Here is a 21,527-nt window from a genome sequence, read left to right as displayed (position 1 = left end):
ATTGGTATGGATTATAAAGAGATTATCAAGTATGACGATTTGATTTCGGTTTTAGACAACTTTTCTTACATCACAGGAATCTCAGCAAACTTTTTGACAGCTGACAACAATTGGGTTGAGAATAAAAAGAAAGGCACGTGCGAGTTCTGCACCATTATGAAAAACTATTACAAAAATGGTGAAGCGTGCAGAGAATCTGATATAAGTGGTGCCCAGACTGCTCAAAAGAAAAAAGGTATTTATGTTTATAAGTGTCACATGGGACTTATTGAGGCTGTTATTCCTCTGTTTTTCAACACAAGCTATATAGGTTCACTTTTTATTGGTCAGATTCTTTTAGAGCCGCCATCAGAAAAGATGTGGGAACAAATTGCAAAGAAATTAGACGGTCAACCAGTTGATGTACAAAGAGCAAGAGAGAGTTTTTTCAAGCTAACTTTCATAGACCAGGAAAAACTGAAAAGTGTACTTGATATGATGCACATAGTGGCAAAATACATTATAGACTCAGAGATGATAAGAATTTCTTCTCTTTCGTCAATTGAAAGGATAATAGAATATATCAAAAACCATTATATGGAGGAGATAACACTTGACGATTTGGCAAAAATGGTGTACTTGTCACCAACTTACTTAAGTTATCTTTTCAAAAAGCAACTTGGTGTAACATTTAAGGAATACCTAATCAATATAAGACTCAAAAAATCAAAAGAGCTCATAGAAACAACAGACCTTCCAATTGGAGAAATCTCAAAAATGGTTGGAATAGAAGATCAGAACTATTTTAGCAGATTGTTTAAAAGAAAGTATGGAGTGTCTCCTATGAATTACAAGAAGGATAAATATATTTATGATACACCTAAAAAAAATGCTAATACATAAAAAAGAAGTGCATTTAAATTGCACTTCTTTTTTTTTAGAATGAAAATTAGAAGGAAATAAGAAAAAATTTTATTTGATGTGGGGGAGAAAAATGGCAGAACTCAGATGGAATCCTCTTTTGCGTGACTGGGTAATGATTGCATCTCACAGACAGGAAAGACCTCAGATGCCCAAAGATTGGTGTCCGTTTTGCCCTGGTTCTGGCAAGGTTCCAGAAAGTTATGATGTTTTAGAGTATGATAACGACTTTCCAGCTTTAATGCAAAATCCACCACAACCAGATGATGTTGCTACATCTTTTTATAAGGTTGCACCTGCATATGGAAAATGTGAGGTGATTTTATATTCTCCAAATCATACCATAACACTGCCTGAGCTTGAGATCTCTCATATAAGAAAGCTTGTGGATCTGTGGGTTGAAAGATTTGAAACCTTAAGGAAAGATAAAAACATAAAGTTTATATTCATCTTTGAAAACAGAGGCGAGGTAGTGGGTGTAACAATGCCGCATCCACATGGTCAGATATATGGATATTCATGGATACCACTAAAAATCTTGCGTGAACTTGAAAGTGCTAAGATGTACTATGAAGATCATGGTGAGTGTTTAATCTGCAGGATTGACAGAGAAGAGATGGAGTTTAAAAAGAGAATAATCATAGAAAACGACCATTTTGTAACATACCTACCTTTCTTTACTGAATATCCTTATGGTGTGTTTATATCTCCAAAACGACATGTGGAGGTTATTTCTGGCCTTACAGAAGAAGAAAAAGACAGCTTTGCAAAGATATTAAAAGAGACAACAGGAACATTGGACAGTCTTTTTGACTATCAGTTCCCGTACATGATGTGTATGCATCAGCTTCCTGTCAATGTCGATGAGGATTATTCAAAGTTTTATCATTTTCATGTAGAGTTTTACCCGCCCATGCGGTCAAAAGATAAGCAAAAGTTCAATGCATCGAGTGAAACAGGGGCATGGGCACCGTGTAATACCACCTCGCCAGAGGAAAAGGCAGAAGAGCTGAGACAGGCTTATAAAAGATTTTTGCAAAAGATGCAAGGAGGAATCAAGTAAATGAAGATTGAAGAACTTTTGAAGATGTTCAAAGATGTATATGGTGAAAATAATGAGCCTATCAGGTGTTTTTTCTCAAGTGGGAGAGTAAACCTAATCGGTGAGCACACAGACTACAACGGTGGGTATGTTTTCCCTGCGGCACTTAATGTTGGTACCACCGTTCTTGCCAGAAAAAGAAACGACAGAAAAGTTCGCTTATATGCAACAGACCTAAAAGAGCTTGTTGAAGCAGACATCGATAAGATTGATGAGTATAAAAATATCAGGTGGGGGAACTATCAACTTGGGGTTATAAAGGAGCTAAAAGAGGCAGGATATGAAGTTGGAGGTCTTGACATGCTCTTTCACGACACTGTACCGCACGGAGCAGGGCTTTCATCATCTGCTGCAATTGAGTGTGCAACTGGAATTGCAGTTTACTCCCTATTCAATAACAAGCCAATTGACAGGCTCAAGCTTAGCTTTATATGTCAGAGGGCTGAGAACAGGTTTGTAGGGGTAAACTGTGGTATTATGGATCAGTTTGCTTCAAGTCTTGGGAAAAAAGACCATGCCATTTTTCTCAACACACGCACCATGGAGTACAGGTATGTACCTTTAAAACTTGGTGATTACAAGATTGTCATCAGCAACACTAACAAGAAAAGAAGTCTTGCAGAATCAAAATACAATGAAAGAAGGTTTCAGTGCGAAAAAGGGCTTGAACTTTTGAAAAAGGAACTTAACATTTCGTGCCTTGGCGAGCTTGACGTTGAGACGTTTGAAAAGTACAAAGATTTAATTGATGATGAAATAATCCTAAAAAGAGTGAGACATGTTGTGTACGAAAACGACAGAGTTTTAAAATCCATTGATGTTTTGCAGAAGGGAGACCTTGAAGGTTTTGGCAAGCTTATGATACAATCTCATATATCGCTAAGAGACGACTATGAGGTAACAGGACTCGAGCTTGATACACTTTTTGATGAAGCTCTGAAAATAGAGGGTGTAATTGGTACACGAATGACAGGTGCTGGTTTTGGTGGTTGCACAGTTTCAATTGTTCATAAGGATGCTATAGAAGAGTTTGTAAGAAAAGTAGGGGAAAATTACCGTGCAAAGACAGGTCTCAAAGCTCACTTTTACACATTTGAGATTGACGATGGAGCTAGGGAGATAGAAATTTAAAAATTCTTTAAAAAAGAAAGGATTGATAAGAAATGATTTTGGTTACAGGTGGAGCAGGGTATATTGGAAGCCATATGGTTTGGCTTTTGATTGAAAAGGGATATGATGTTGTGGTTATTGACAATCTTGAAAAAGGTCACAAGAAAGCTGTTTTAGGTGGAAAGTTTTATAATGGGGACCTCAAAGATAAAGAATTTTTGGAAAAAGTATTTGCTGAAAATGACATCTCGGCAGTTATCCATTTTGCTGCGTCTTCTTTGGTGGGAGAGAGCGTTCAGAATCCTATAAAGTATTACTATAACAATGTTTATGGTACTCTTAACCTTGTTGACACAATGATAAAACACAATGTAAAAAAACTTGTGTTTTCTTCAACAGCTGCCGTCTATGGAGAACCGGAAAACATCCCCATACTTGAAGAGGACAAAACCCAGCCTACAAATCCTTACGGTGAGACAAAACTTGCAATTGAAAAGATGCTAAAATGGATGGATATTGCCTATGGGCTAAAATTTGTCTCACTGAGGTATTTTAACGTTGCAGGTAGCCACCCCGACGGGATTATTGGAGAAGACCACAATCCTGAGACACACCTTATTCCAATTGTGCTCCAAACAGCGCTTGGTATTCGTGAAAAGGTTATTGTATATGGTAATGATTACAATACAAAAGATGGTACTTGTATAAGGGACTACATTCATGTTGTTGACCTTTGTGATGCGCATCTAAAAGCTATGGAGTATTTGGAGAAAAACAATAAAAGTGAAATATTTAATTTAGGAAATGGGATGGGATTTTCTGTGATGGAGGTAATTGAAAAGGCAAGCGAAGTTGTTGGCAAGAAAATCCCATATGAAATTGGACCAAGACGAGCAGGCGACCCCTCAATTTTGGTTGCATCATCACAGAAGGCCCAAAAGCTTCTTGGGTGGCAGCAGAAATATAATAGTTTGGAGACAATAATATCTACAGCGTGGAAATGGCATTCAACACATCCCCATGGATATGAAGAATAAACAAAGAAAAAGGGTTGGAAGAAGTTGTGCATTTTTCCTTCCAACCCTTTTTGTATTTACGCAAATATTTTAAGTGTTTTTTCTATTCTATTTATTACTTCATCTTTACCGAGAACTTCCATCATCTCAAAAAGACCAGGTGTTACAGTTCTTCCGCTTATGCACATCCTTATTGTATGAATAAGATTTGCAGCTTTTGTATTAAATTCTTCAGCTTTTGACCTCACAAGTTTTTCAATTTCTTCTGCTGAAAAAGGTTGTACATTTTTTAAATCACCAAGAAGAAGTTGAAGGCATTTTAGGTTATCAGCCGTAAAATATTTTTCTACACCCTTTTGTTCATATTCATAGTTGGGATCAAAAAAGTAAGTGCTTGCACTAACTACTTCAACAAGTGTTTTGACTTTTTCGCGCACCAGCTTTAAAACAGATTTTACATATTCTTTATCAAAGCTTGATATATCAATTCCTTTTTTGGAATAAAAATATTTCATTCTCTCATACAAATCATCAAGATCTGTTTCTTTAAGGTAATACCCGTTTATCCAGGTTAGCTTATTTATGTCATAAATAGCTGCATTTTTTGAAACCTTTTCAAGTTCAAACTTCTGTATAGCTTCCTCGAGGGAGATAATGGTTCTGTCTTCGCCAGGTGACCAGCCAAGGAGCAAAAGGTAATTGACAATTGCTTCTTTTAAGTATCCATTCTCAAAAAACTCTTCAACTGAAGTTGCACCGTGTCTTTTGCTCAGCTTGCTTCTGTCAGGTGCTAAAATCATTGGAACATGTGCAAACTGCGGCGGCTGAATATTTAAGGCTTCATATATTATTAGCTGTTTTGGGGTGTTCGAAAGATGCTCTTCAGCCCTTATAACATGCGATATTTTCATAAGATAATCATCAATTACGCACACAAAGTTGTATGTTGGATTTCCATCAGACTTTAAGATTATAAAGTCATCTAACTGGTCATTTGAAAATTCAACATCTCCACGAATGATATCATGCACAACTGTTGTTCCTTCTACCGGTGCTTTTATTCTAACAACTGCTTTTTCACCGTTTTCGATTCTCTTTTTTGCTTCTTCTAAACTGATATTCCTGCACTTTTTACTGTACTTGTACGGTATCTTTTGCTGCCTTGAAATTTCCCTTTCTCTTTCTATCTCTTCCTGTGTACAAAAACAGTAATAAGCCTTTCCTTCTTCTAAAAGCTTTTTAATGTATTCTAGGTAGATTTCCTTTCTCTGAGATTGAAAGTACGGTCCAAAGTCACCGCCCACATCAGGACCTTCATCCCATTCAATTCCAAGCCACTTTAAACTTTTCATAATACCTTCTGCCCACTCTTCTCTTGACCTTTCTAAATCAGTATCTTCTATACGTAAAATAAATTTTCCATTGTGTTTTTTGGCAAATAGATAGTTAAAAAGTGCTGTCCTTGCACCACCTATGTGAAGCTGACCTGTTGGACTTGGTGCAAATCTAACTCTTACCATCTTTTTACTCCTTTCATTTAAAGCTTTATTTTGGTTCAGTGTTAGTTTTGTGACAGATTGTATTATAACATAAAAATAAAAAGTAAATACATCTTCTTGACAAACTCAAATCATAGTGTTATATAATTATATAACACTATAAAAATCAAACAGGAGGGTAGATTATGCATTTCAATCAAAATGTTTTAGGACTTATTGGTTTGCTGGTGGTCATTTTTTTCATTGTACTTGGGCTTTTCTATCTTATATCCAAAAATAGCTCTAACATATTTCAGATTAAAAAATTTCACACAAGCCAAACAGTGAGACTTGTTTTATCACTGCTTTCAATTTTATTTGCATGGATTTTTCCATGGACTGCATTAAAGGTTTTATTTGTACTAAGTTGCATTTTGTTTTTATTTAGTATTTTTCCAATAAAGAAAACCTCTTTTGGAATGGTTATTGCTGTAGCCTTAGTCACATTGGTTATTGTTGGTTTAATTATATCTCAACTTCACTACTATTCTTCTGATAAGCAAGATTATAAGTTTTCTGGGTTATCAAAAAGTATTTCACAAATAATTTCTGATGTGATTACCAGCAGCGGCTTTATTGAGGTTTATCATTTAATTACTTATTCTGCAGACCAGGATATGTCAATTAAGAATTTTGATGAAATTGTAATTACCTGTTCAGGCGGAATAGATTTAGAATTCATTGATGATGAAGATACCATCTATTTTCCTTCAGTGCTCAAAACAAAAGTTTCAGGAAAAACTTTGAAAGTCTTTGACAGAAATACAGAATTTGATACAACATATGAAATAAGACTTGGTACAAAATCTTTGAGAAATGTAAAAATTTCCTGTAGAGGGCTAAAAACAAGAGGTGATGGGAAGTTCAAAAATCTAACAGTAAATTCAGATGGCAGCTTTATTCAAGGGCAGATTGAAGCAACAGATGATATCTCTATAGACTGTGCAGGGCTTGAGCTGAGAGCTGATTTTAAGGGGAAGACTTTGAAGATTGATTCTTCTGGAGCAGATATAAATTCACAGTTGATATTTGACAAAATTGAAATTGATTCAACAGGATTGAATATCAGGGCAAAAGCAAGGTTTGAGGAGTTTGATATTAATGCAACAGGATTGAATGGCTCAATTAATATTTTAAATAACGAAAATGAAAAGGGCATTTTGAACATTGAAGCAACAGGTGGTATTGTAAAAATCAATAACCTTTACAGTGCACCTGTTACAACCAAAACTTCAGGTTATGTAAAACTTATGAGAGAGTGATGATTAAAATGCTGAGAAAAGTTGATAAACACAGCGGTGTTCCTGCATACGTGCAGATTGTCAACATGATTAAATCAGAGATAATACTTGGAAATATTCAGCAAGGTTCACAGCTTCCAACTGTGAGAGAACTTCAGGCAATTTTTGATGTGAATATAAACACAGTCTTAAAAGCACTGGAAAAACTAAAAGCCGAAGGTTTTATTGAAGCAGAACAGGGGATTGGGTATTTTGTGAAGAAGGATATTGATGTTGATAAAAAGATAATTGAGATAATAAAAGAGTGTGTTAGGGAACTTAAAAGTCATCAAATAGATTTTTACACAGCCATGATTTTATTTGAGGAGGTGTGGAAAAATGAAGAGGTTTGAATTTTCAAGAATTTTAAATTTTAACATTGAAGAAAGTCTAACAAAAATGGATATTTACATTGGAAAGGAACTAAAAGAAAAAACAGGTCAAATACTATTTTTCACGCTAATATTGTTTATACCGAGTTTTACCATAAGAGTTATTGGCATAATACTTCTATGTTCTGCAATGCTTGTAAATGATATTAAGAATAAAAATGTTGAGCTTTTGTATTTTTTGCCGTTCTCAAAAAGAGAGCTTTTCCTATATAATCTAATGTTTTTAGTTCTTATAATTTCAATAACATCAGCAGCTGATAAAATATACTATAACCTGACCATTTTAGAAGGGTTATTGGTTATTTTAAAAACAATCATTGCGCTTTTAGCAATTTACGGGATAAGTATGTTATTCACGACATTAGGACATGATGGTTTTATTTGGAGTATTGTAATAACAATTTCAGATGCTTTGCTGGGAGATTTAGGCTCAACTAATTTGAATGCAGCTGATTTTAATCCATATAGTTTAATAAGCTTTACAAAGCAGGAAAACATAGTTTTAGCCTTTTTGTATGCTGCTCTGATTTGTTTTTTTGCTTATTTTGCATATGTAAAAAAAAGGTGGTGAGAACTGAAATGATGGTAGTAGAAGTCAAAAATTTGAGCAAGAGAATAGGTGACAAACAAATTTTATCTGATGTGAGTTTTACTGTACAAAAAGGTGAGATATTGGCTCTTGTTGGACCAAATGGGGCTGGTAAGACGACAACTCTAAAGTGTATAATAAATGCAGCTTCCAGAGATACCGGAGAAATTTTGATTTTTGGCAAGCCTTTTGAGCCTTCTTTAAAGAAAAACATAGCATTTGTTTCCGAGCACAAAAAAGTTTTTTCAAAATTGACATTAGATGATTACTGTAAGATGTATCAAGCCTTGTATCCAAATTGGGATGATTTATTTTTCAAAAATTTTCTTTCGCGCTATGGGTTTAGTACAAATCAAGAACTTTCTAAATTTTCAATGGGTCAAAGAACGCTTATCCTTGTTATCTTAGCATTGGCAACAAATGCAGAGCTAGTGCTTTTAGATGAACCTACTCAAAACCTTGACCCAACTGTAAGATTTGAGTTGATACAACTTATAAAACAATATGTTCAAGAGAAAAATATAGCAGTTATTGTGTCTTCACACGAGATTTTTGAACTTGAAGAGTATGCAACAAATATTGCGATAATCAAAAATGGCAGAATTTTGTACTGCGATTCAATTGATGATGCTAAACAAAAACACAGAATAGTCTCTTCAATGGCAAACTTGAAGGATGCAGAAGTTATAGGTTTGCTTGACGGTGAGGTTTTAGCAAGAACTGAGAAGGATATGGGAGAATATCCCCGATTAAATCAAATTATAATTGGCTATTTAAGAGGAAAAGAAGGTATGCAGGAAATTAAAAGTGGTTATTGACAGATAACGGATTTAAATTCTGTATAATATACCTTAAAATTACTGAAATGTTCGGCTCACTTTGCTATTGTGTCTTAGGATAAAATTACAAAGATTGTTCATAGCCATTAAAGAATTTCTGCCAATATTCCTTGTATTCTCATCCAATTTTTACTAATATAAAATTGTGTTTTTAAGGCTAACTAAAAGGTGGGAAGCTAAAACTTCCCACCTTTTAGATATTTTATTTTTCTGAAGAGCTTTTAGTTTGCGATTCAGATTCTGCTTCGTAGTACTTTTCCCATATCTCTTTTGGGACATCATCATACATAGGAACATTTTCAAGTTTATCTATTCTTTTGAACTCTTCTGATAATTGATCTAAGGTTATATTAAAATATTTCTTCTTATATCGTTCATCATACCACCAACAAGCAGGATATACGGTATTGTTGCTGTTCACTTTGAATATAAACCTATTGGGACAATTTACATACCAGGTATTAGGCCTTGTGTTTTTTCCTTTTGTCAAAACAAACACAAATTTTTCACCAGGATTCATTGCAAAAAGATCAGAGTGATTTTGCGGATCAAAGACTACAAAGCCTACATCGATTTGTTTTTCATCTAATTTGCCTTTAAGAACCTTTTCAACTTCAACTGTAACATAAAGTCTTGGCAGGGTCTTAACAAAAGGTATGCCTGCTGCTTTCGCAACTCCATATTCATTTGTACCAGGTTGTGCAGTTATTGTTTCTTCTACTTGTTCTTTTTTAATAACTTTTCCAACGATAATAAGCTCTGAATATTTTGCGCAAAATTCAAAATTAAGAAATCTTACAGAAGACATAGGCTCAATATAAATTTTAGGTTTCTCATATTGAATTGTTGTGTGTGTATTTTTAAATCTGATAAGCATGTAAGGTAGTAATAACAACAAAAAAATACAAAGAATTAGAATACCTATTTTAATTCTTTTCTTCATACTATTACCTCCTAAACTATCAAATACATTTTTTAATAACGGCAATTAAAATTATACATTATCTCTATATCATATACGTCGTGAATAGAAGGATAATCCTCATTAAAATAATTGTCCATTATACTTCCGTATGTTTGAGCTGAATATGGATTTCTGGAATCTGTACCATTTGGGTGCCCCAAACCAATTGCATGTCCCATCTCATGCATTAAAATTCCTCTCCGTTGAATAAAATTGTAGGCAGTCGAAGTGACGTAGGGACTTAAGTATATAATAGATTTGCCAATATTTCTGTCTACACTTGAAACGGTAGAAGAGTCAATTTTAGTTCCATAGATATTGTAATTTTCTGTGAGAGCTACATACTCGTATTGCTGGTAACTGTAATTAAATAATTGTTGCCACCATTCTTTTGAGGCTGAGCAAAAGAAAAGATTTGCATTTGAATATGTTGTATCAATACATTTTATATGAGAAACTGAGTGAATATTATAATTTGCATTAGCACTCCATGCATTATTCCAGTTACTTAAGGAAGATGTATATGTTTCTAAGAATGGTTGTTCTAAATAATCCTTATTAGCTTTTAAATAAAGTTTTGTTTTGCCATCTTCTGTAATTTTAGTATACCATCTAATGGGGTACGAGTATATTTCGTGTGGGTAAGTAAAAGTTGGTAAGTAAGTAGATAATATAACTAAAACTGTTGAAAAGAGAACTTTGATTTGATTAAAACATTTTTTGTGAACAGTTTTAATCATTAGTTTTACCCTCCTTAACAGCAAATATTTTAATCAATTCACTAAAAAAGAAGTAATTAGTTTAAAAAATTAATTATAATAATAGTGTAATTTCTAATACATATCAATTACACTCCTCTTATAATAGAAAATTTTAGTATAAACTACGTATTAAAAATAACAAAAAATAAAAAAACTTGTCAAGTGTTATTTCATTAATAATTATTGCAATTTATAATAAAATATTTTCTACAAACTCTTGACACTAAGTTGAGTCTATATAATTGTGTAAAAAGGGATTGAGCCACCCCTCACCCTCTGGTTAGAATAGAAATTAAGAAGAACCAAAAACCAAATTCTTTCAGGAGGGATGAGGAATGGCTCAATACAATATTACCATAGATTCTGAAATTTTGCATTACCTTTTTACAACAGGCACAAAAGACGAGAAATTAGCCAAGTTATTAGAATCAATACTTAATCAAATTTTAGCGTATCTTGCTACTGAACAAATTAAGGCTTAAGCCTATCGAGAGGACAGAGGAAAGACAAGATTATCGTAACGGTTATTATTCAAGGAATTTAATTACCAGAGTAGGGACTTTGACTTTGAAAGTACCAAGACTGCGTAATGGTAAATTTACTACAGACCTTTTTGAACGTTATCAGCGAAGTGAACAAGCGCTTTTATTGGCATTGATGGAGATGGTGGTAAATGGGGTATCCACACGAAAGATTGAAGAAATTACTTATGAGTTATGTGGGACTGAGTTTTCAAAATCCACCATTTCAGAGCTTTGCAAAAATCTTGATCCTGTAATTGCGCAGTGGAATTCGGGGTCTTTGGAAGAAAAGAAGTTTCCTTTTGTGTAAGCCTATGCGATGGTTGTAAAGATAAGAGAAGAAGGTCGTGTTCGACAGAGAAGTCTTCTAATTGGTGTAGGTGTAAATGAAGAAGGTTACAGAGAAGTTTTGGGGGTTATGATAGGAGACAGCGAATCAGAAGAAAGCTGGGGAGAATTTTTCTCATGGTTAAAGGAAAGAGGGTTGCATGGAGTCGATTTAGTTGTTTCAGATCATCATAAAGGGCTTGTACAAGCGATTTATCGACATTTTCAAGGTGCGACCTGGCAAAGGTGTCAAACTCATTTTATGAGAAACATTCTTGACAAGACACCGAAGGGTTTACAAAAGGAACTACATGCTAAGATAAGAGCTATATTTGAAGCTCCAGATGCAAAGACAGCAAGGGTGTTGTTAAATCAAGTGTTGGAAGAGTACAAAAATAAAGCCCCAAAAGCAATGGAAGTTTTAGAAGAAGGATTTGAAGACGCGATAGCAGTTTTAGAACTTCCAGAGCCATACCGAAGGAGGCTGCGCGTAGGCTGATATGTTAGAGCGACTGAATGGAGAAATTCGTCGACGAGAAAGGGTGATAAGGTATTTGTTAGCCGAGAGTCGTGTATTCGCTTAATAGGTGCTTTATTAATGGAACAGGATGAAAGATGGCTATCTACGAGGAAGTACTTACAGATGAGAGAGTATTTTGAGTGGCAGGAAAAGGTGAAGGAAGGTGTTAGAAAAGAAATTGTTTTGATGAAATGAGCTTTTTTAAGGCTGTTAGTTTGTAAATGGGCGTAGAAGATATTTTAAGGCTTACAGGTAATAATTGGTAAATTATAATTTACAAAAAACCATATGGAATTTTATTCGACCGATTAAAATATACTAAAAAGCTTATATTCTAACCAGAGGGTATTTTACACAAAAATTTGGACTTGACCTGACACTATCTAATCACAAAAAATTTTTGACAAAAGATCAGAAGTTTATTATCATATAATAGTGTCAAGTTTTTAAGCTTTACAGAGAGATGAAATTAAAAATGCAGCAAGAAAATAAGGTATATTTGAGCCTTCTTTACGATTTTTATAAGGACTTTTTGACCGAAAGACAAAAAAAGATTATAGAACTGTATGTAAATGAAGATTTAACTTTGGGAGAGATATCAAAAGAACTTGGCATATCACGGCAGGGTGTTTTTGATGCATTTAGAAAAGCAGAATTAGCTTTAAAAAGGTACGAGGCAAAGCTGAAGTTGGCGGACAGGTATTATAAAAACAGGAGCATAATTGAAGAGGTCCTACAGAAACTAAGGAGAATATACGAAAGATACAAAGATGAAGAGATTATGAACATAATAAATAGTATTCAGGAGTGGCAAGAAGATGTTTAGTAGTCTTTCTGAAAAACTGCAGGATGTATTTAAAAAGCTGAGAGGTAAAGGCAAGCTTACAGAAAAAGATATCAAAGAGGCAATGAAAGAGGTAAAGCTTGCGCTATTAGAGGCTGATGTAAACTACAAAGTGGTAAAAGATTTTATCAACACTGTGACACAAAAGGCTGTGGGAGAAGAAGTTTTAGAAAGCCTTACTCCTGCCCAGCAGGTAATAAAGATTGTATACGACGAGATGGTAAACCTTCTTGGTGGAAGTGACACAAAACTTACATTTTCACCAAGCGGATTTTCTATCTATATGATGGTGGGGCTTCAAGGTTCTGGTAAGACCACCACAGCTGGAAAGCTTGCTGGGCTTTTAAAAAAGCAGGGCAAGAACCCTTTGCTTGTTGCCTGTGATATATACAGACCTGCTGCAATAAAGCAATTAGAGGTTGTTGCACAAAAGGCTGGAGTAAAATGTTTTGCAAATTACAACAGCAAAGATGCTGTTAAGATAGCAAAGGAAGGCATCGAGTTTGCCAAAGCAAGCAGATGCGATGTTACCATTGTTGACACTGCAGGAAGACTTCATATAAATCAAGAACTTATGGACGAGCTGGTTGCAATCAAAAATGCAATAAAGCCCACAGAAATTTTGCTTGTATTAGATGCCATGACAGGACAAGATGCTGTGAATGTTGCTGCAGCTTTCAATGAGCAGCTTGGCATAGATGGAATTATTATGACAAAGCTTGACGGTGATACACGAGGCGGAGCTGCACTTTCTGTCAAGGCAATAACTGGTAAGCCTATAAAGTTTGCCGGTATTGGCGAGAAGATGGAAGATTTAGAGGTTTTTCATCCCGACAGGATGGCTTCACGAATACTTGGAATGGGAGACATTTTGACTTTAATAGAGAAAGCTCAGGAAGCTATTGACCAAAAAAAGGCTGAGGAGCTTGAAAAAAAGCTCAGAAGTATGCAGTTTACTCTTGAAGATTTTTTAGACCAGCTAAGGCAAATAAAGAAAATGGGGCCTTTATCTCAGATTATTTCCATGATACCTGGCGTTAAATTAAAAGGTGATGTGGATTTTGATGCTGGCGAAAAGGAACTTAAAAAAATAGAAGCAATCATAAATTCCATGACAAAAGAAGAACGCCAAGACCCAAGCATTATTAATTCCAGCAGAAAAAGAAGAATTGCTATGGGTTCAGGTACCACTGTTCAGGATGTAAACAGACTTCTGAAACAGTTTGAGGATATGAAGAGAATGATGAAGCAATTTTCAAATCCCAGCTTTGCCAAGAAAGGAAAACTTAGATTTCCTTTCATGTAATATATCAAAAAATTTAAAAGAGGAGGTGATTTTGAAGTGGCAGTGAGAATAAGACTTAAGAGAATGGGAGCAAAGAACAATCCTTTTTATAGAATTGTTGTTGCAGATTCACGCACACCGAGAGATGGAAAAACAATTGACGAAATTGGCTATTACAATCCTTTGAAGAATCCTGCTGACATCAAAGTTGATGTTGAAAAGGCAAAAAAATGGTTATCATGCGGTGCTCAACCAACAGATACAGTTAAAATTCTGCTTAAGAAAGCTGGAGTAATTGAATAAAACATTTTAAAAGGAGGGATAGTTTGTCATGCTAAAGGATTTAGTTGAAGTCATAGCAAAATCTCTTGTTGACAATCCGGACCAGGTAAAGGTTAGCGAAATCCACGGTGAGCAGTCAGTAATTATTGAGCTTAAAGTTGCTCCTGAAGATATGGGAAAGGTCATTGGTAAGCAGGGAAGAATAGCAAGAGCTATAAGAACAGTTGTCAGAGCTGCAGCAAATAAAGACAACAAAAGAGTTATAGTTGAGATTCTACAATAAAAGAGTTAGGCGTATCTTGCCTAACTCTTTTTTAAAAAGGAGGTAGATTATGTATAAGTACCTCCAGGTTGGCAAGATTGTAAACACTTTTGGACTTAAAGGTGAAGTGAAGGTAATACCTCTTACAGATGAGGTTGACAGGTTTTCTGAGCTTGAATATGTTCTTTTAGAAGATAACCTTTCAACAAAGCTCACAATTGAGAGGTATAGAGTAAAAGATAATATTGTGATTATTAAGTTCAAGGAAATCTCCAGCATAGATGAAGCACAAAAGCTGAAAAACAGGTATATAGTTATAGAAAGAGAAAGAGCCAAAAAACTGCCGAAAGACACCTATTTTATATGCGATATCATTGGGCTTGAAGTGTATGATTTAGATGGCAGAAAACTGGGTAGAATAAAGGATGTTTTGAAAACTGGCAGCAACGATGTCTACATTTGCGACAGCTATATAGGAAAGAAAGATTTACTGATTCCTGCATTGAAAGACATTGTAAAAGAGGTTAATGTCAAAAAGGGATATATGAAAATAAAGGTTGTTGAAGGGTTGTTAGATTGAAAATGGTATTCAAAGTTTTAACTTTATTTCCAGAAGTGATTTTGACTGCGACAAATTATAGCATCTTAAAAAAAGCTCAGCAAAAAGGGTTGATAAAGATAGAAACAATTAATATACGAGATTTTACCATGGATAAGCACAAGAGGACAGATGACTATCCGTACGGCGGCGGGTTTGGAATGGTTATGACTGCCCAGCCAATAATTGATGCATATGAGAGTATAAAACCAGCCAAACCTCACAGAGTTATTTATCTTACACCTCAAGGCAAAACATATACTCAGCGCTATGCAGAGCAGCTGTCAAAAGAAGAAGAGATTGTAATAATATGTGGGCACTATGAAGGAATTGACCAAAGAGTAATTGACATGATTGTGACAGATGAGATTTCTATAGGAGACTATGTTTTGACTGGAGGAGAGTATGCTGCGCTTGTGGTAATTGATTCAGTTTCGCGCCTTGTAAAGGGTGTTATTGAAGAAAAGTCAGCTCAAGAAGAGAGTTTTTCAACAGGGCTATTGGAATATCCGCAGTATACAAGGCCGTTTGAATTCAGAGGTCAAAAAGTTCCTGAGATACTTTTGTGCGGAGACCATGATAAGATAAGAAAGTGGAGAAGGTACCAGAGCTTACTGAAAACAATAAAAAACAGACCTGATTTGCTTGAAAACTTTAAACTTACCGACGAAGACAGAGAATTTTTAATAAAATATTGTGAGACGCAAAAAATTGTGTTATAATTACACATGTTCATTTTTGGGCTTTTTTCTTGTAAATAAAGTACATGGTCCTCTGCAAACATGGTTTGCAAGAACATCCTTATTGCTGGAAGGAGGGAAAGTGGGAGATGGATATAATCAGAGAAATTGAAAGTGAAATGCTAAGAAAAGATATCCCTGATTTCAAACCTGGTGACACAGTAAGAGTTTACTTTAAGGTTATTGAAGGTGGAAGAGAAAGAGTGCAAGCTTTCGAAGGGCTTGTCATAAAAAGAAGAGGAAAAGGACTATCTGAAACTTTCACAGTTAGAAGAATTTCGTATGGTGTTGGTGTTGAAAGAGTATTTCCTCTTCATTCACCAAGACTTGAGAAGATTGAAGTTATAAGAAGAGGTAAAGTAAGAAGATCAAAACTCTATTACATCAGAGAAAAGATAGGTAAGGCTGCAAAGATTAAAGAGCTTGTTCAGCAGCCAAACAATAAAGAGAATAACAATACAGAAGAGACTAATGCTTAAAAAAGCTTAGTCTCTTTTTTATATTTAAAAAAGAGGAGGATTTTTGATTTGATTGTTCAGTGGTATCCTGGTCATATGCAAAAGGCAAAAAGAGAAATTTTAGATCTAAACAAGTATATTGATTTGTATCTAATTTTGCTCGATGCAAGAGCGCCTTTGAGTTCCAGAAACGAACAATTAGAAAGTTTGATAAAAGATAAGCCTAAAATCTATGTTCTGAACAAATCAGATTTAGCCGACGAAACAAAAAATCAAGAATTTGTAAAGTATTTTCAGGAAAATAACCAGGTTGCTGTGTGTATTGATTCTTTGAAAGGTACAAACGTAAAGAATATACTGAAAATTGCCGAAAATTTATTAAAAGACAAGATTGAAGAGGCAAAACAAAAAGGAAGAAAAAAAATTATAAGGTTTGGGGTACTTGGCATACCAAATGTTGGAAAGTCGACGCTTATAAACAAGATAACAAACTCAGCCAAGGCAAGAACAGGTGACAAGCCTGGTGTAACAAGGGCAAAACAGTGGATAAAACTCAACGACTATTTTGAGATGCTCGACACCCCCGGAATACTTGTACCAAAGCTTGAAGATGACATCATTGCTATAAAGCTTTGTGCGATAGGCAGTATTAAAGAAGAACTTTTTGACAAAGAGTTTGTTGCAAAGAAAACAATTGGAATGATAAAAGAAAGGTATTCAAATCTTTTGAATGCCAAGTATTCAATCGACTTTTCTACCCTTTCGGAGGAAGAGTACCTAATAGAAATTGGAAAGAAAAGAGGATGTATACTTAAAGAAGGCAGAATTGATACTCTGAAGGCAGCAACTATATTTTTAGATGATTTGAAAAAAGGAAAGATTGGGAGGGTAACACTTGATGAGGTTGTCAGAAGATGAAAACTATTTTGAAATAGAAGAGAAACTTTTGAGAGAAGGTTATAGATTTATTTGCGGAGTTGATGAGGCAGGAAGAGGACCTTTGGCAGGACCTGTTTTTGCTGCAGCGGTTGTAATGGACAGAAAAAGGATAATTGAAGGTGTGAGGGACTCAAAAAAGTTGACTCCTAAAAAGAGAGAAAAACTCTTTGAGGAGATAATAAAAGAGAGTATAGCGTATTCAGTTGAGATGGTGGATAGCAAAATCATAGATGAGATAAACATAAACAATGCAACTTTTTTGGCCATGAAGAATGCTATTGAAAACTTAAAAATTGAGCCCGACATAGTGTTAGTAGATGGCTATGAAATTCCGAACCTGGGCTTTAATCAAAGGGCTATCATAAAAGGTGACAGAAAATCCTACTCTATTGCCTGTGCGTCCATCTTAGCAAAGGTTTCAAGAGACAGATATATAGTAGAGATTTCTTCAAAGTACCCACTTTATAAATTTGAAAAACACAAAGGATATGGCACAAAAGAGCACATAGAAATTTTGCAAAAACTTGGTCCATGTGAAATTCATAGGATTTCGTTTTTAAAAAATATTCTTTCTCTTTAAGGTGAAAAAGTATGAATTATATAAATAATCTTATAACCTTCTTAAAACAAGATAACATAAAGGAAATACTTAGTCTTTTTGACAATCAAGAAAAAGAATTTGATGCTAAGGTTATCGGAGTTGAAGGAAATAGGGTTATTCTGAATGTAGGTTCAAAGACAATTTTAGCTCAAAATAACTCCTTATTTTCTTTCAATCCAGGGGACAAGATACGTCTTGCAAATCCTGTTTGGAAAGATGGTAAGATTACATTCAAGATAATGGACGTTGTTTCTAAACAGCAAAATTTTAATAGTATATCTTACTTTGAAGATAAACCACAAGAAGAGACTTTATTTAAAACCCTCGAGGCTGTAAAGTTAAATAAAATGTTTGACTTTGCACAAAATGCAAAAGAAGAGATTTTTACCATTCCCGAAGAAAAGTTATCGGCTGAGTTTTTGGAGTTTGCAGAGAAAGAAAAAATGTTTGTTGCTTCTTTAGAAACTAAAAAAGATGAAAATGTCTTTTTAAAGTTGTCTGATAAAACCTTTGAATTTAAAAAAGAGTTTTTTTTGGAGAATCAAGATGAAAATGGGATATTGGAAAAGCTGAAATTTTCTGACTACAAAAGTGAAAGTTTTATAGTGGTATTCGAAAAAGGGAAAGGATTGATTTTTGTTCCTCAGAAGAATTTCATGAAGGATTTTTTTAAAAGTATGTTAAATGATCATATAGGAAACTTTGATATTAAAATAGATAATGAAAATGACTTATTTGCTTTTTTGGGCTTGATTTTTTCTAAAAAACCTTTATCAAAAGAGGAATTTATAAAGCAAAAAAGTGAATTTATAAGGTTTGTGGAGAAGATTAAAGAGATTTTTGAAAGATTTCAAAATAAAGAAGCAGTTAAAATTCAAGATATTACTTTGAATAAGAAAGAGGAATTCTTACTTTTCAAGATAGCTGACTCTCACAAAGAGTTTTCTGAACAAAAGGTGTTTCAGTTTCTGGAGAAGATAAACTCAAATCAAAGTCAGCAAATCACACTTGATTTTGATACCTTTTACATGAATATTTTTAATCTCAAGTATGAGCTTGATAATCACCAATATGAAATATCAGTTTTTATTAACAAAAAGAAGGGAGTTTCAAACTTCAAAGCAAATTCCATTATGCTAAAATTGGCAACCCAGAACATTGGGACAATAGGTATTTATGTTAAAAAGGTTTTCCACGGTAGTTTCAAATCAATCATAGTTTGTGAAAGGCTGTCAACTTTGAATTTGATAAGAGAAAACCAGCAGAAGCTCTTAGAGTTTTTAAAAGAAAATGGGTATAAACTTGATATTGAGTACAGAATTGATAACACTTCTAATTCTTCTCTTGCAGTTGACTATTTAATATTTGATAATACTTTAAGCAGACTTGATTTGAAGGTGTGAGACAATGAAAAAGAAAAAGCCAAAAAAAGCTGTGGCTATAAAGTATGATCTTGAAGACATAGCACCGAAAGTTGTAGCAAAAGGAAAAGGTTATGTTGCAGAAAAGATTGTTGAAAAGGCAAAACAGGAAGACATTCCTGTATATGAAGACCAAAACGTGGCAGAAAAGCTATTTAATTTAGATCTTCAGGAGTATATTCCAGAGGATTTGTACGAAGTTGTTGCGCAGATATTAGTTTTCATTGGGTATCTTGATAAGATTAATAGCAACGGGGAAAAGTAAAAGATGAATTTAAAACAAGTGGGAAGATTTGGTGAGGAATTGGCGGTTGACTTTTTAAAAAAACAGGGATATGTGATTTTGAGAACCAACTTTCGATGCAGGTTTGGTGAAATTGACATAATAGCACAAGAAGGCAACACAATTGTATTTGTAGAGGTAAAGACAAGGAAGAGCTTGAAATTTGGCTTGCCTTCAGAATCTGTCAACTTTAAAAAACAGTTTCACATAAAAAGAGTGGCTGAGTATTTCATTACATATCATCTTTCGCAAGATAAGTATTTGTACAGATTTGATGTTGTTGAGATATTTTTAGATGGCAAAAATGATGTGACCAAAATAAATCTTATCAAAGATGCATTTTAAAAAAGATTGAAAGAGATAGAAAGCCACTAAATGTGGCTTTTATTTTTTTGTCCAAGCACCTTTTTTGACCTTATAACATAGATTATATTAGCTTTGCAGAAAGAACGAAAAAAGAGGGGTAATGATGGGGAAACATATAGGTGTCATTGGTGGAGACCAAAGGATTTTAATTTTGGCTGAAAGCTTAGTTGATAATGGATTTAATGTTTTGCTTTGGGCAACAGATAAAAGCAAAGTGTTTAATAGTCCAAATATAAACTTTGCAAAAAATTTGGATGAAGTTATTGAAAAGTCTAAGGTAGTAATAGGACCAATTCCCTTCACACAAGATGGAAAGTATATATTTGCGCCTCTTTCACAATATTCCATAGAGATACAAAATTTAATAGATAAGTTGTCTGGCAAAAGGATTATCCTAATTGCAAGTGTTATTCCTGAAAATGTAAAAAATCTTTGTAAAGAAAAAGATGTAATATTTTTTGACCTATATGAAAAAGAAGAGCTTGCAATACTAAACGCAATTCCTACTGTTGAAGGGTGTTTGATGATTGCAATTGATAAGATGCCAATTACCCTTCACTCTTCGAATGTCTTAATTCTTGGATATGGAAGGATAGGCAAAGTCCTTACAAAGGTCTTGAGAGGATTTGAAGCAAACATATATGTGGCTTCAAGGAAAAGCTCAGATCTTACATGGTGCAAAGCATTTGGTTTTTTGCCAGCCCGCCTGTGCGATATAGCAGAGTATGTAAATAAAATGGATTTGATTATTAATACCATTCCTGCTATGGTTGTTACGAAAGAAGTAATAGATAGGATAAAAAGTAACACTCTTATAATTGACCTTGCCTCAAAACCGGGTGGAGTGGACTTCGAATATGCAAGGAAAAAAGGTATTGAAGTGGTACATGCGCTTTCACTTCCTGGCAAAGTGGCACCAGTTACTGCTGCTAAATATCTATCTGAAGTGCTGTTAGGTTTGCTGGAAGAAATCTGGGGGTGATAAAATGGATTTGCACAATTTGAAAATTGGGTTTGCTATTACAGGGTCGTTCTGTACATTTGATCAAATAATACCTGAAATTGAAAAACTAAAAAAACAGGGTGCAATTATAACACCAATACTCAGTGAAAAAGTTCAGACAACAGATACACGCTATGGAAAAGCAGACGAAGTTGTGAAGAGAATAGTTTCCATTTGTGGAAACCCACCAATTACAAATATTGTAGAAGCAGAACCTGTCGGTCCAAAGAAACTCTTTGATGTACTGGTTGTTGCACCTGCAACAGGTAACTTTATCGCCAAACTTGCAAATGGAATTGTTGATGAAACTCCTGTTATGTGCGCAAAAGCGCACCTTAGAAATCAAAGACCGGTGGTTGTTGCGATATCTACAAACGATGCGCTTGGTCTTAACTGCAAAAATATTGCTATTCTTCTTAACACAAAAAACATCTACTTTGTTCCATTTAGACAGGATGACCCTTTAGAAAAACCTAATTCACTTGTTGCAGAGTACACTCTTCTAATTCCCACAATAGTTGAATCACTTTCTGGTAAACAAATTCAGCCGCTTTTGTTATGCCCAGGTGTAAAAAAATGATTAAGC

Annotated in this window: 25 protein-coding genes and 1 pseudogene; 23 read left to right on the top strand and 3 right to left on the bottom strand. The window is 34.4% G+C overall.

All coding sequences use genetic code 11. The features are described from left to right. Window positions 1–6: 6 nt before the first annotated feature. The 4 genes from CaldiYA01_RS07740 to galE all read left to right on the top strand — a co-directional run bounded on the left by CaldiYA01_RS07740 (window position 7) and on the right by galE (window position 4,149). Window positions 7–882, top strand: coding sequence for a PocR ligand-binding domain-containing protein (locus tag CaldiYA01_RS07740; protein WP_207178463.1), 876 nt, complete (start codon window positions 7–9; stop codon window positions 880–882). Window positions 883–973: 91 nt separating this feature from the next. Next, on the top strand, window positions 974–1,963 hold the full coding sequence (gene galT / locus CaldiYA01_RS07735; protein ID WP_207178461.1) for a galactose-1-phosphate uridylyltransferase: 990 nt from the start codon (window positions 974–976) through the stop codon (window positions 1,961–1,963). Next, entirely contained in the window at window positions 1,964–3,133 is a 1,170-nt protein-coding gene (locus CaldiYA01_RS07730; RefSeq protein ID WP_207178459.1) for a galactokinase, read from the top strand. 32 nt (window positions 3,134–3,165) lie between these two features. After that, window positions 3,166–4,149 (top strand): UDP-glucose 4-epimerase GalE, encoded by a 984-nt coding sequence (gene galE, locus CaldiYA01_RS07725; RefSeq protein ID WP_207178457.1) that lies wholly within the window; start codon window positions 3,166–3,168, stop codon window positions 4,147–4,149. 56 nt (window positions 4,150–4,205) lie between these two features. On the opposite strand, the gene gltX is transcribed toward galE, so the two are convergent. Continuing rightward, window positions 4,206–5,648, bottom strand: coding sequence for a glutamate--tRNA ligase (gene gltX, locus CaldiYA01_RS07720; RefSeq protein WP_207178455.1), 1,443 nt, complete (start codon window positions 5,646–5,648; stop codon window positions 4,206–4,208). A gap of 164 nt (window positions 5,649–5,812) precedes the next feature. Between gltX and CaldiYA01_RS07715 the strand changes: the two genes are divergently transcribed. The 4 genes from CaldiYA01_RS07715 to CaldiYA01_RS07700 are packed head-to-tail and all read left to right on the top strand — an operon-like array spanning window position 5,813 to window position 8,745. Further along, window positions 5,813–6,928 (top strand): hypothetical protein, encoded by a 1,116-nt coding sequence (locus CaldiYA01_RS07715; RefSeq protein WP_207178453.1) that lies wholly within the window; start codon window positions 5,813–5,815, stop codon window positions 6,926–6,928. Window positions 6,929–6,936: 8 nt separating this feature from the next. Continuing rightward, window positions 6,937–7,299, top strand: coding sequence for a GntR family transcriptional regulator (locus CaldiYA01_RS07710; RefSeq protein ID WP_207178451.1), 363 nt, complete (start codon window positions 6,937–6,939; stop codon window positions 7,297–7,299). Further along, window positions 7,286–7,909, top strand: a complete 624-nt coding sequence (locus CaldiYA01_RS07705) for a hypothetical protein (protein ID WP_207178449.1) — start codon at window positions 7,286–7,288, stop codon at window positions 7,907–7,909. The genes CaldiYA01_RS07710 and CaldiYA01_RS07705 overlap by 14 nt, the downstream gene beginning before the upstream one ends. 8 nt (window positions 7,910–7,917) lie before the next feature. Beyond that, window positions 7,918–8,745, top strand: coding sequence for an ABC transporter ATP-binding protein (locus CaldiYA01_RS07700; protein WP_207178447.1), 828 nt, complete (start codon window positions 7,918–7,920; stop codon window positions 8,743–8,745). A 223-nt stretch (window positions 8,746–8,968) separates the two neighbouring features. Here the strand turns inward: CaldiYA01_RS07700 and CaldiYA01_RS07695 are convergent, their stop codons facing one another. Together CaldiYA01_RS07695 and CaldiYA01_RS07690 are read right to left on the bottom strand one after the other, a co-directional pair. Beyond that, complete coding sequence (locus tag CaldiYA01_RS07695; RefSeq protein WP_207178445.1) at window positions 8,969–9,709, bottom strand: hypothetical protein; 741 nt, start codon at window positions 9,707–9,709, stop codon at window positions 8,969–8,971. A 32-nt stretch (window positions 9,710–9,741) separates the two neighbouring features. Further along, the gene (locus tag CaldiYA01_RS07690) at window positions 9,742–10,470 is read right to left on the bottom strand and encodes a zinc metalloprotease (RefSeq protein ID WP_207178443.1); all 729 of its coding nucleotides are present in this window, start codon (window positions 10,468–10,470) and stop codon (window positions 9,742–9,744) included. 356 nt (window positions 10,471–10,826) lie between these two features. On the opposite strand from CaldiYA01_RS07690, the pseudogene CaldiYA01_RS07685 reads away from it, so the two are divergent. From CaldiYA01_RS07685 to CaldiYA01_RS07615, 15 genes and pseudogenes are all read left to right on the top strand, one after another. Next, a pseudogene (locus CaldiYA01_RS07685) lies at window positions 10,827–12,054 on the top strand (IS256 family transposase). 280 nt (window positions 12,055–12,334) lie between these two features. Next, window positions 12,335–12,685 carry a YlxM family DNA-binding protein gene (gene ylxM, locus CaldiYA01_RS07680; RefSeq protein WP_207178441.1) on the top strand — a complete coding sequence of 117 codons (351 nt, stop codon included), beginning with the start codon at window positions 12,335–12,337 and terminating at the stop codon, window positions 12,683–12,685. Further along, entirely contained in the window at window positions 12,678–14,009 is a 1,332-nt protein-coding gene (gene ffh, locus CaldiYA01_RS07675; RefSeq protein ID WP_207178439.1) for a signal recognition particle protein, read from the top strand. The genes ylxM and ffh overlap by 8 nt, the downstream gene beginning before the upstream one ends. A gap of 36 nt (window positions 14,010–14,045) precedes the next feature. Continuing rightward, entirely contained in the window at window positions 14,046–14,291 is a 246-nt protein-coding gene (gene rpsP / locus CaldiYA01_RS07670; RefSeq protein ID WP_207178437.1) for a 30S ribosomal protein S16, read from the top strand. 28 nt (window positions 14,292–14,319) lie between these two features. Next, window positions 14,320–14,553 (top strand): KH domain-containing protein, encoded by a 234-nt coding sequence (locus tag CaldiYA01_RS07665; protein ID WP_013290831.1) that lies wholly within the window; start codon window positions 14,320–14,322, stop codon window positions 14,551–14,553. Window positions 14,554–14,602: 49 nt separating this feature from the next. Beyond that, entirely contained in the window at window positions 14,603–15,112 is a 510-nt protein-coding gene (gene rimM / locus CaldiYA01_RS07660; protein WP_207178435.1) for a ribosome maturation factor RimM, read from the top strand. Window positions 15,113–15,114: 2 nt separating this feature from the next. Next, window positions 15,115–15,852 (top strand): tRNA (guanosine(37)-N1)-methyltransferase TrmD, encoded by a 738-nt coding sequence (trmD, locus tag CaldiYA01_RS07655; RefSeq protein WP_207182786.1) that lies wholly within the window; start codon window positions 15,115–15,117, stop codon window positions 15,850–15,852. 107 nt (window positions 15,853–15,959) lie between these two features. Beyond that, on the top strand, window positions 15,960–16,349 hold the full coding sequence (gene rplS, locus CaldiYA01_RS07650) for a 50S ribosomal protein L19 (protein WP_207178433.1): 390 nt from the start codon (window positions 15,960–15,962) through the stop codon (window positions 16,347–16,349). Between the two features lie 48 nt (window positions 16,350–16,397). After that, complete coding sequence (gene ylqF / locus CaldiYA01_RS07645) at window positions 16,398–17,246, top strand: ribosome biogenesis GTPase YlqF (protein ID WP_207178431.1); 849 nt, start codon at window positions 16,398–16,400, stop codon at window positions 17,244–17,246. Beyond that, complete coding sequence (locus CaldiYA01_RS07640) at window positions 17,227–17,847, top strand: ribonuclease HII (RefSeq protein ID WP_207178429.1); 621 nt, start codon at window positions 17,227–17,229, stop codon at window positions 17,845–17,847. The genes ylqF and CaldiYA01_RS07640 overlap by 20 nt, the downstream gene beginning before the upstream one ends. A gap of 11 nt (window positions 17,848–17,858) precedes the next feature. Beyond that, on the top strand, window positions 17,859–19,271 hold the full coding sequence (locus CaldiYA01_RS07635) for a hypothetical protein (RefSeq protein WP_207178427.1): 1,413 nt from the start codon (window positions 17,859–17,861) through the stop codon (window positions 19,269–19,271). Window positions 19,272–19,275: 4 nt separating this feature from the next. Next, entirely contained in the window at window positions 19,276–19,554 is a 279-nt protein-coding gene (locus tag CaldiYA01_RS07630; protein ID WP_207178425.1) for an EscU/YscU/HrcU family type III secretion system export apparatus switch protein, read from the top strand. Between the two features lie 3 nt (window positions 19,555–19,557). Further along, window positions 19,558–19,917, top strand: a complete 360-nt coding sequence (locus CaldiYA01_RS07625) for a YraN family protein (protein WP_207178423.1) — start codon at window positions 19,558–19,560, stop codon at window positions 19,915–19,917. A gap of 124 nt (window positions 19,918–20,041) precedes the next feature. Then, window positions 20,042–20,920 carry a dipicolinate synthase subunit DpsA gene (gene dpsA / locus CaldiYA01_RS07620; RefSeq protein WP_207178421.1) on the top strand — a complete coding sequence of 293 codons (879 nt, stop codon included), beginning with the start codon at window positions 20,042–20,044 and terminating at the stop codon, window positions 20,918–20,920. 4 nt (window positions 20,921–20,924) lie between these two features. Further along, the gene (locus CaldiYA01_RS07615; protein WP_207178419.1) at window positions 20,925–21,521 is read left to right on the top strand and encodes a dipicolinate synthase subunit B; all 597 of its coding nucleotides are present in this window, start codon (window positions 20,925–20,927) and stop codon (window positions 21,519–21,521) included. Window positions 21,522–21,527 lie beyond the last annotated feature (6 nt).

The sequence above is a fragment of the Caldicellulosiruptor diazotrophicus genome (assembly GCF_017347585.1).
GTDB lineage: Bacteria > Bacillota > Thermoanaerobacteria > Caldicellulosiruptorales > Caldicellulosiruptoraceae > Caldicellulosiruptor > Caldicellulosiruptor diazotrophicus.
Note: the sequence above shows the minus strand (reverse complement) of the source record. Positions and strands in the feature narration are given on the sequence as shown.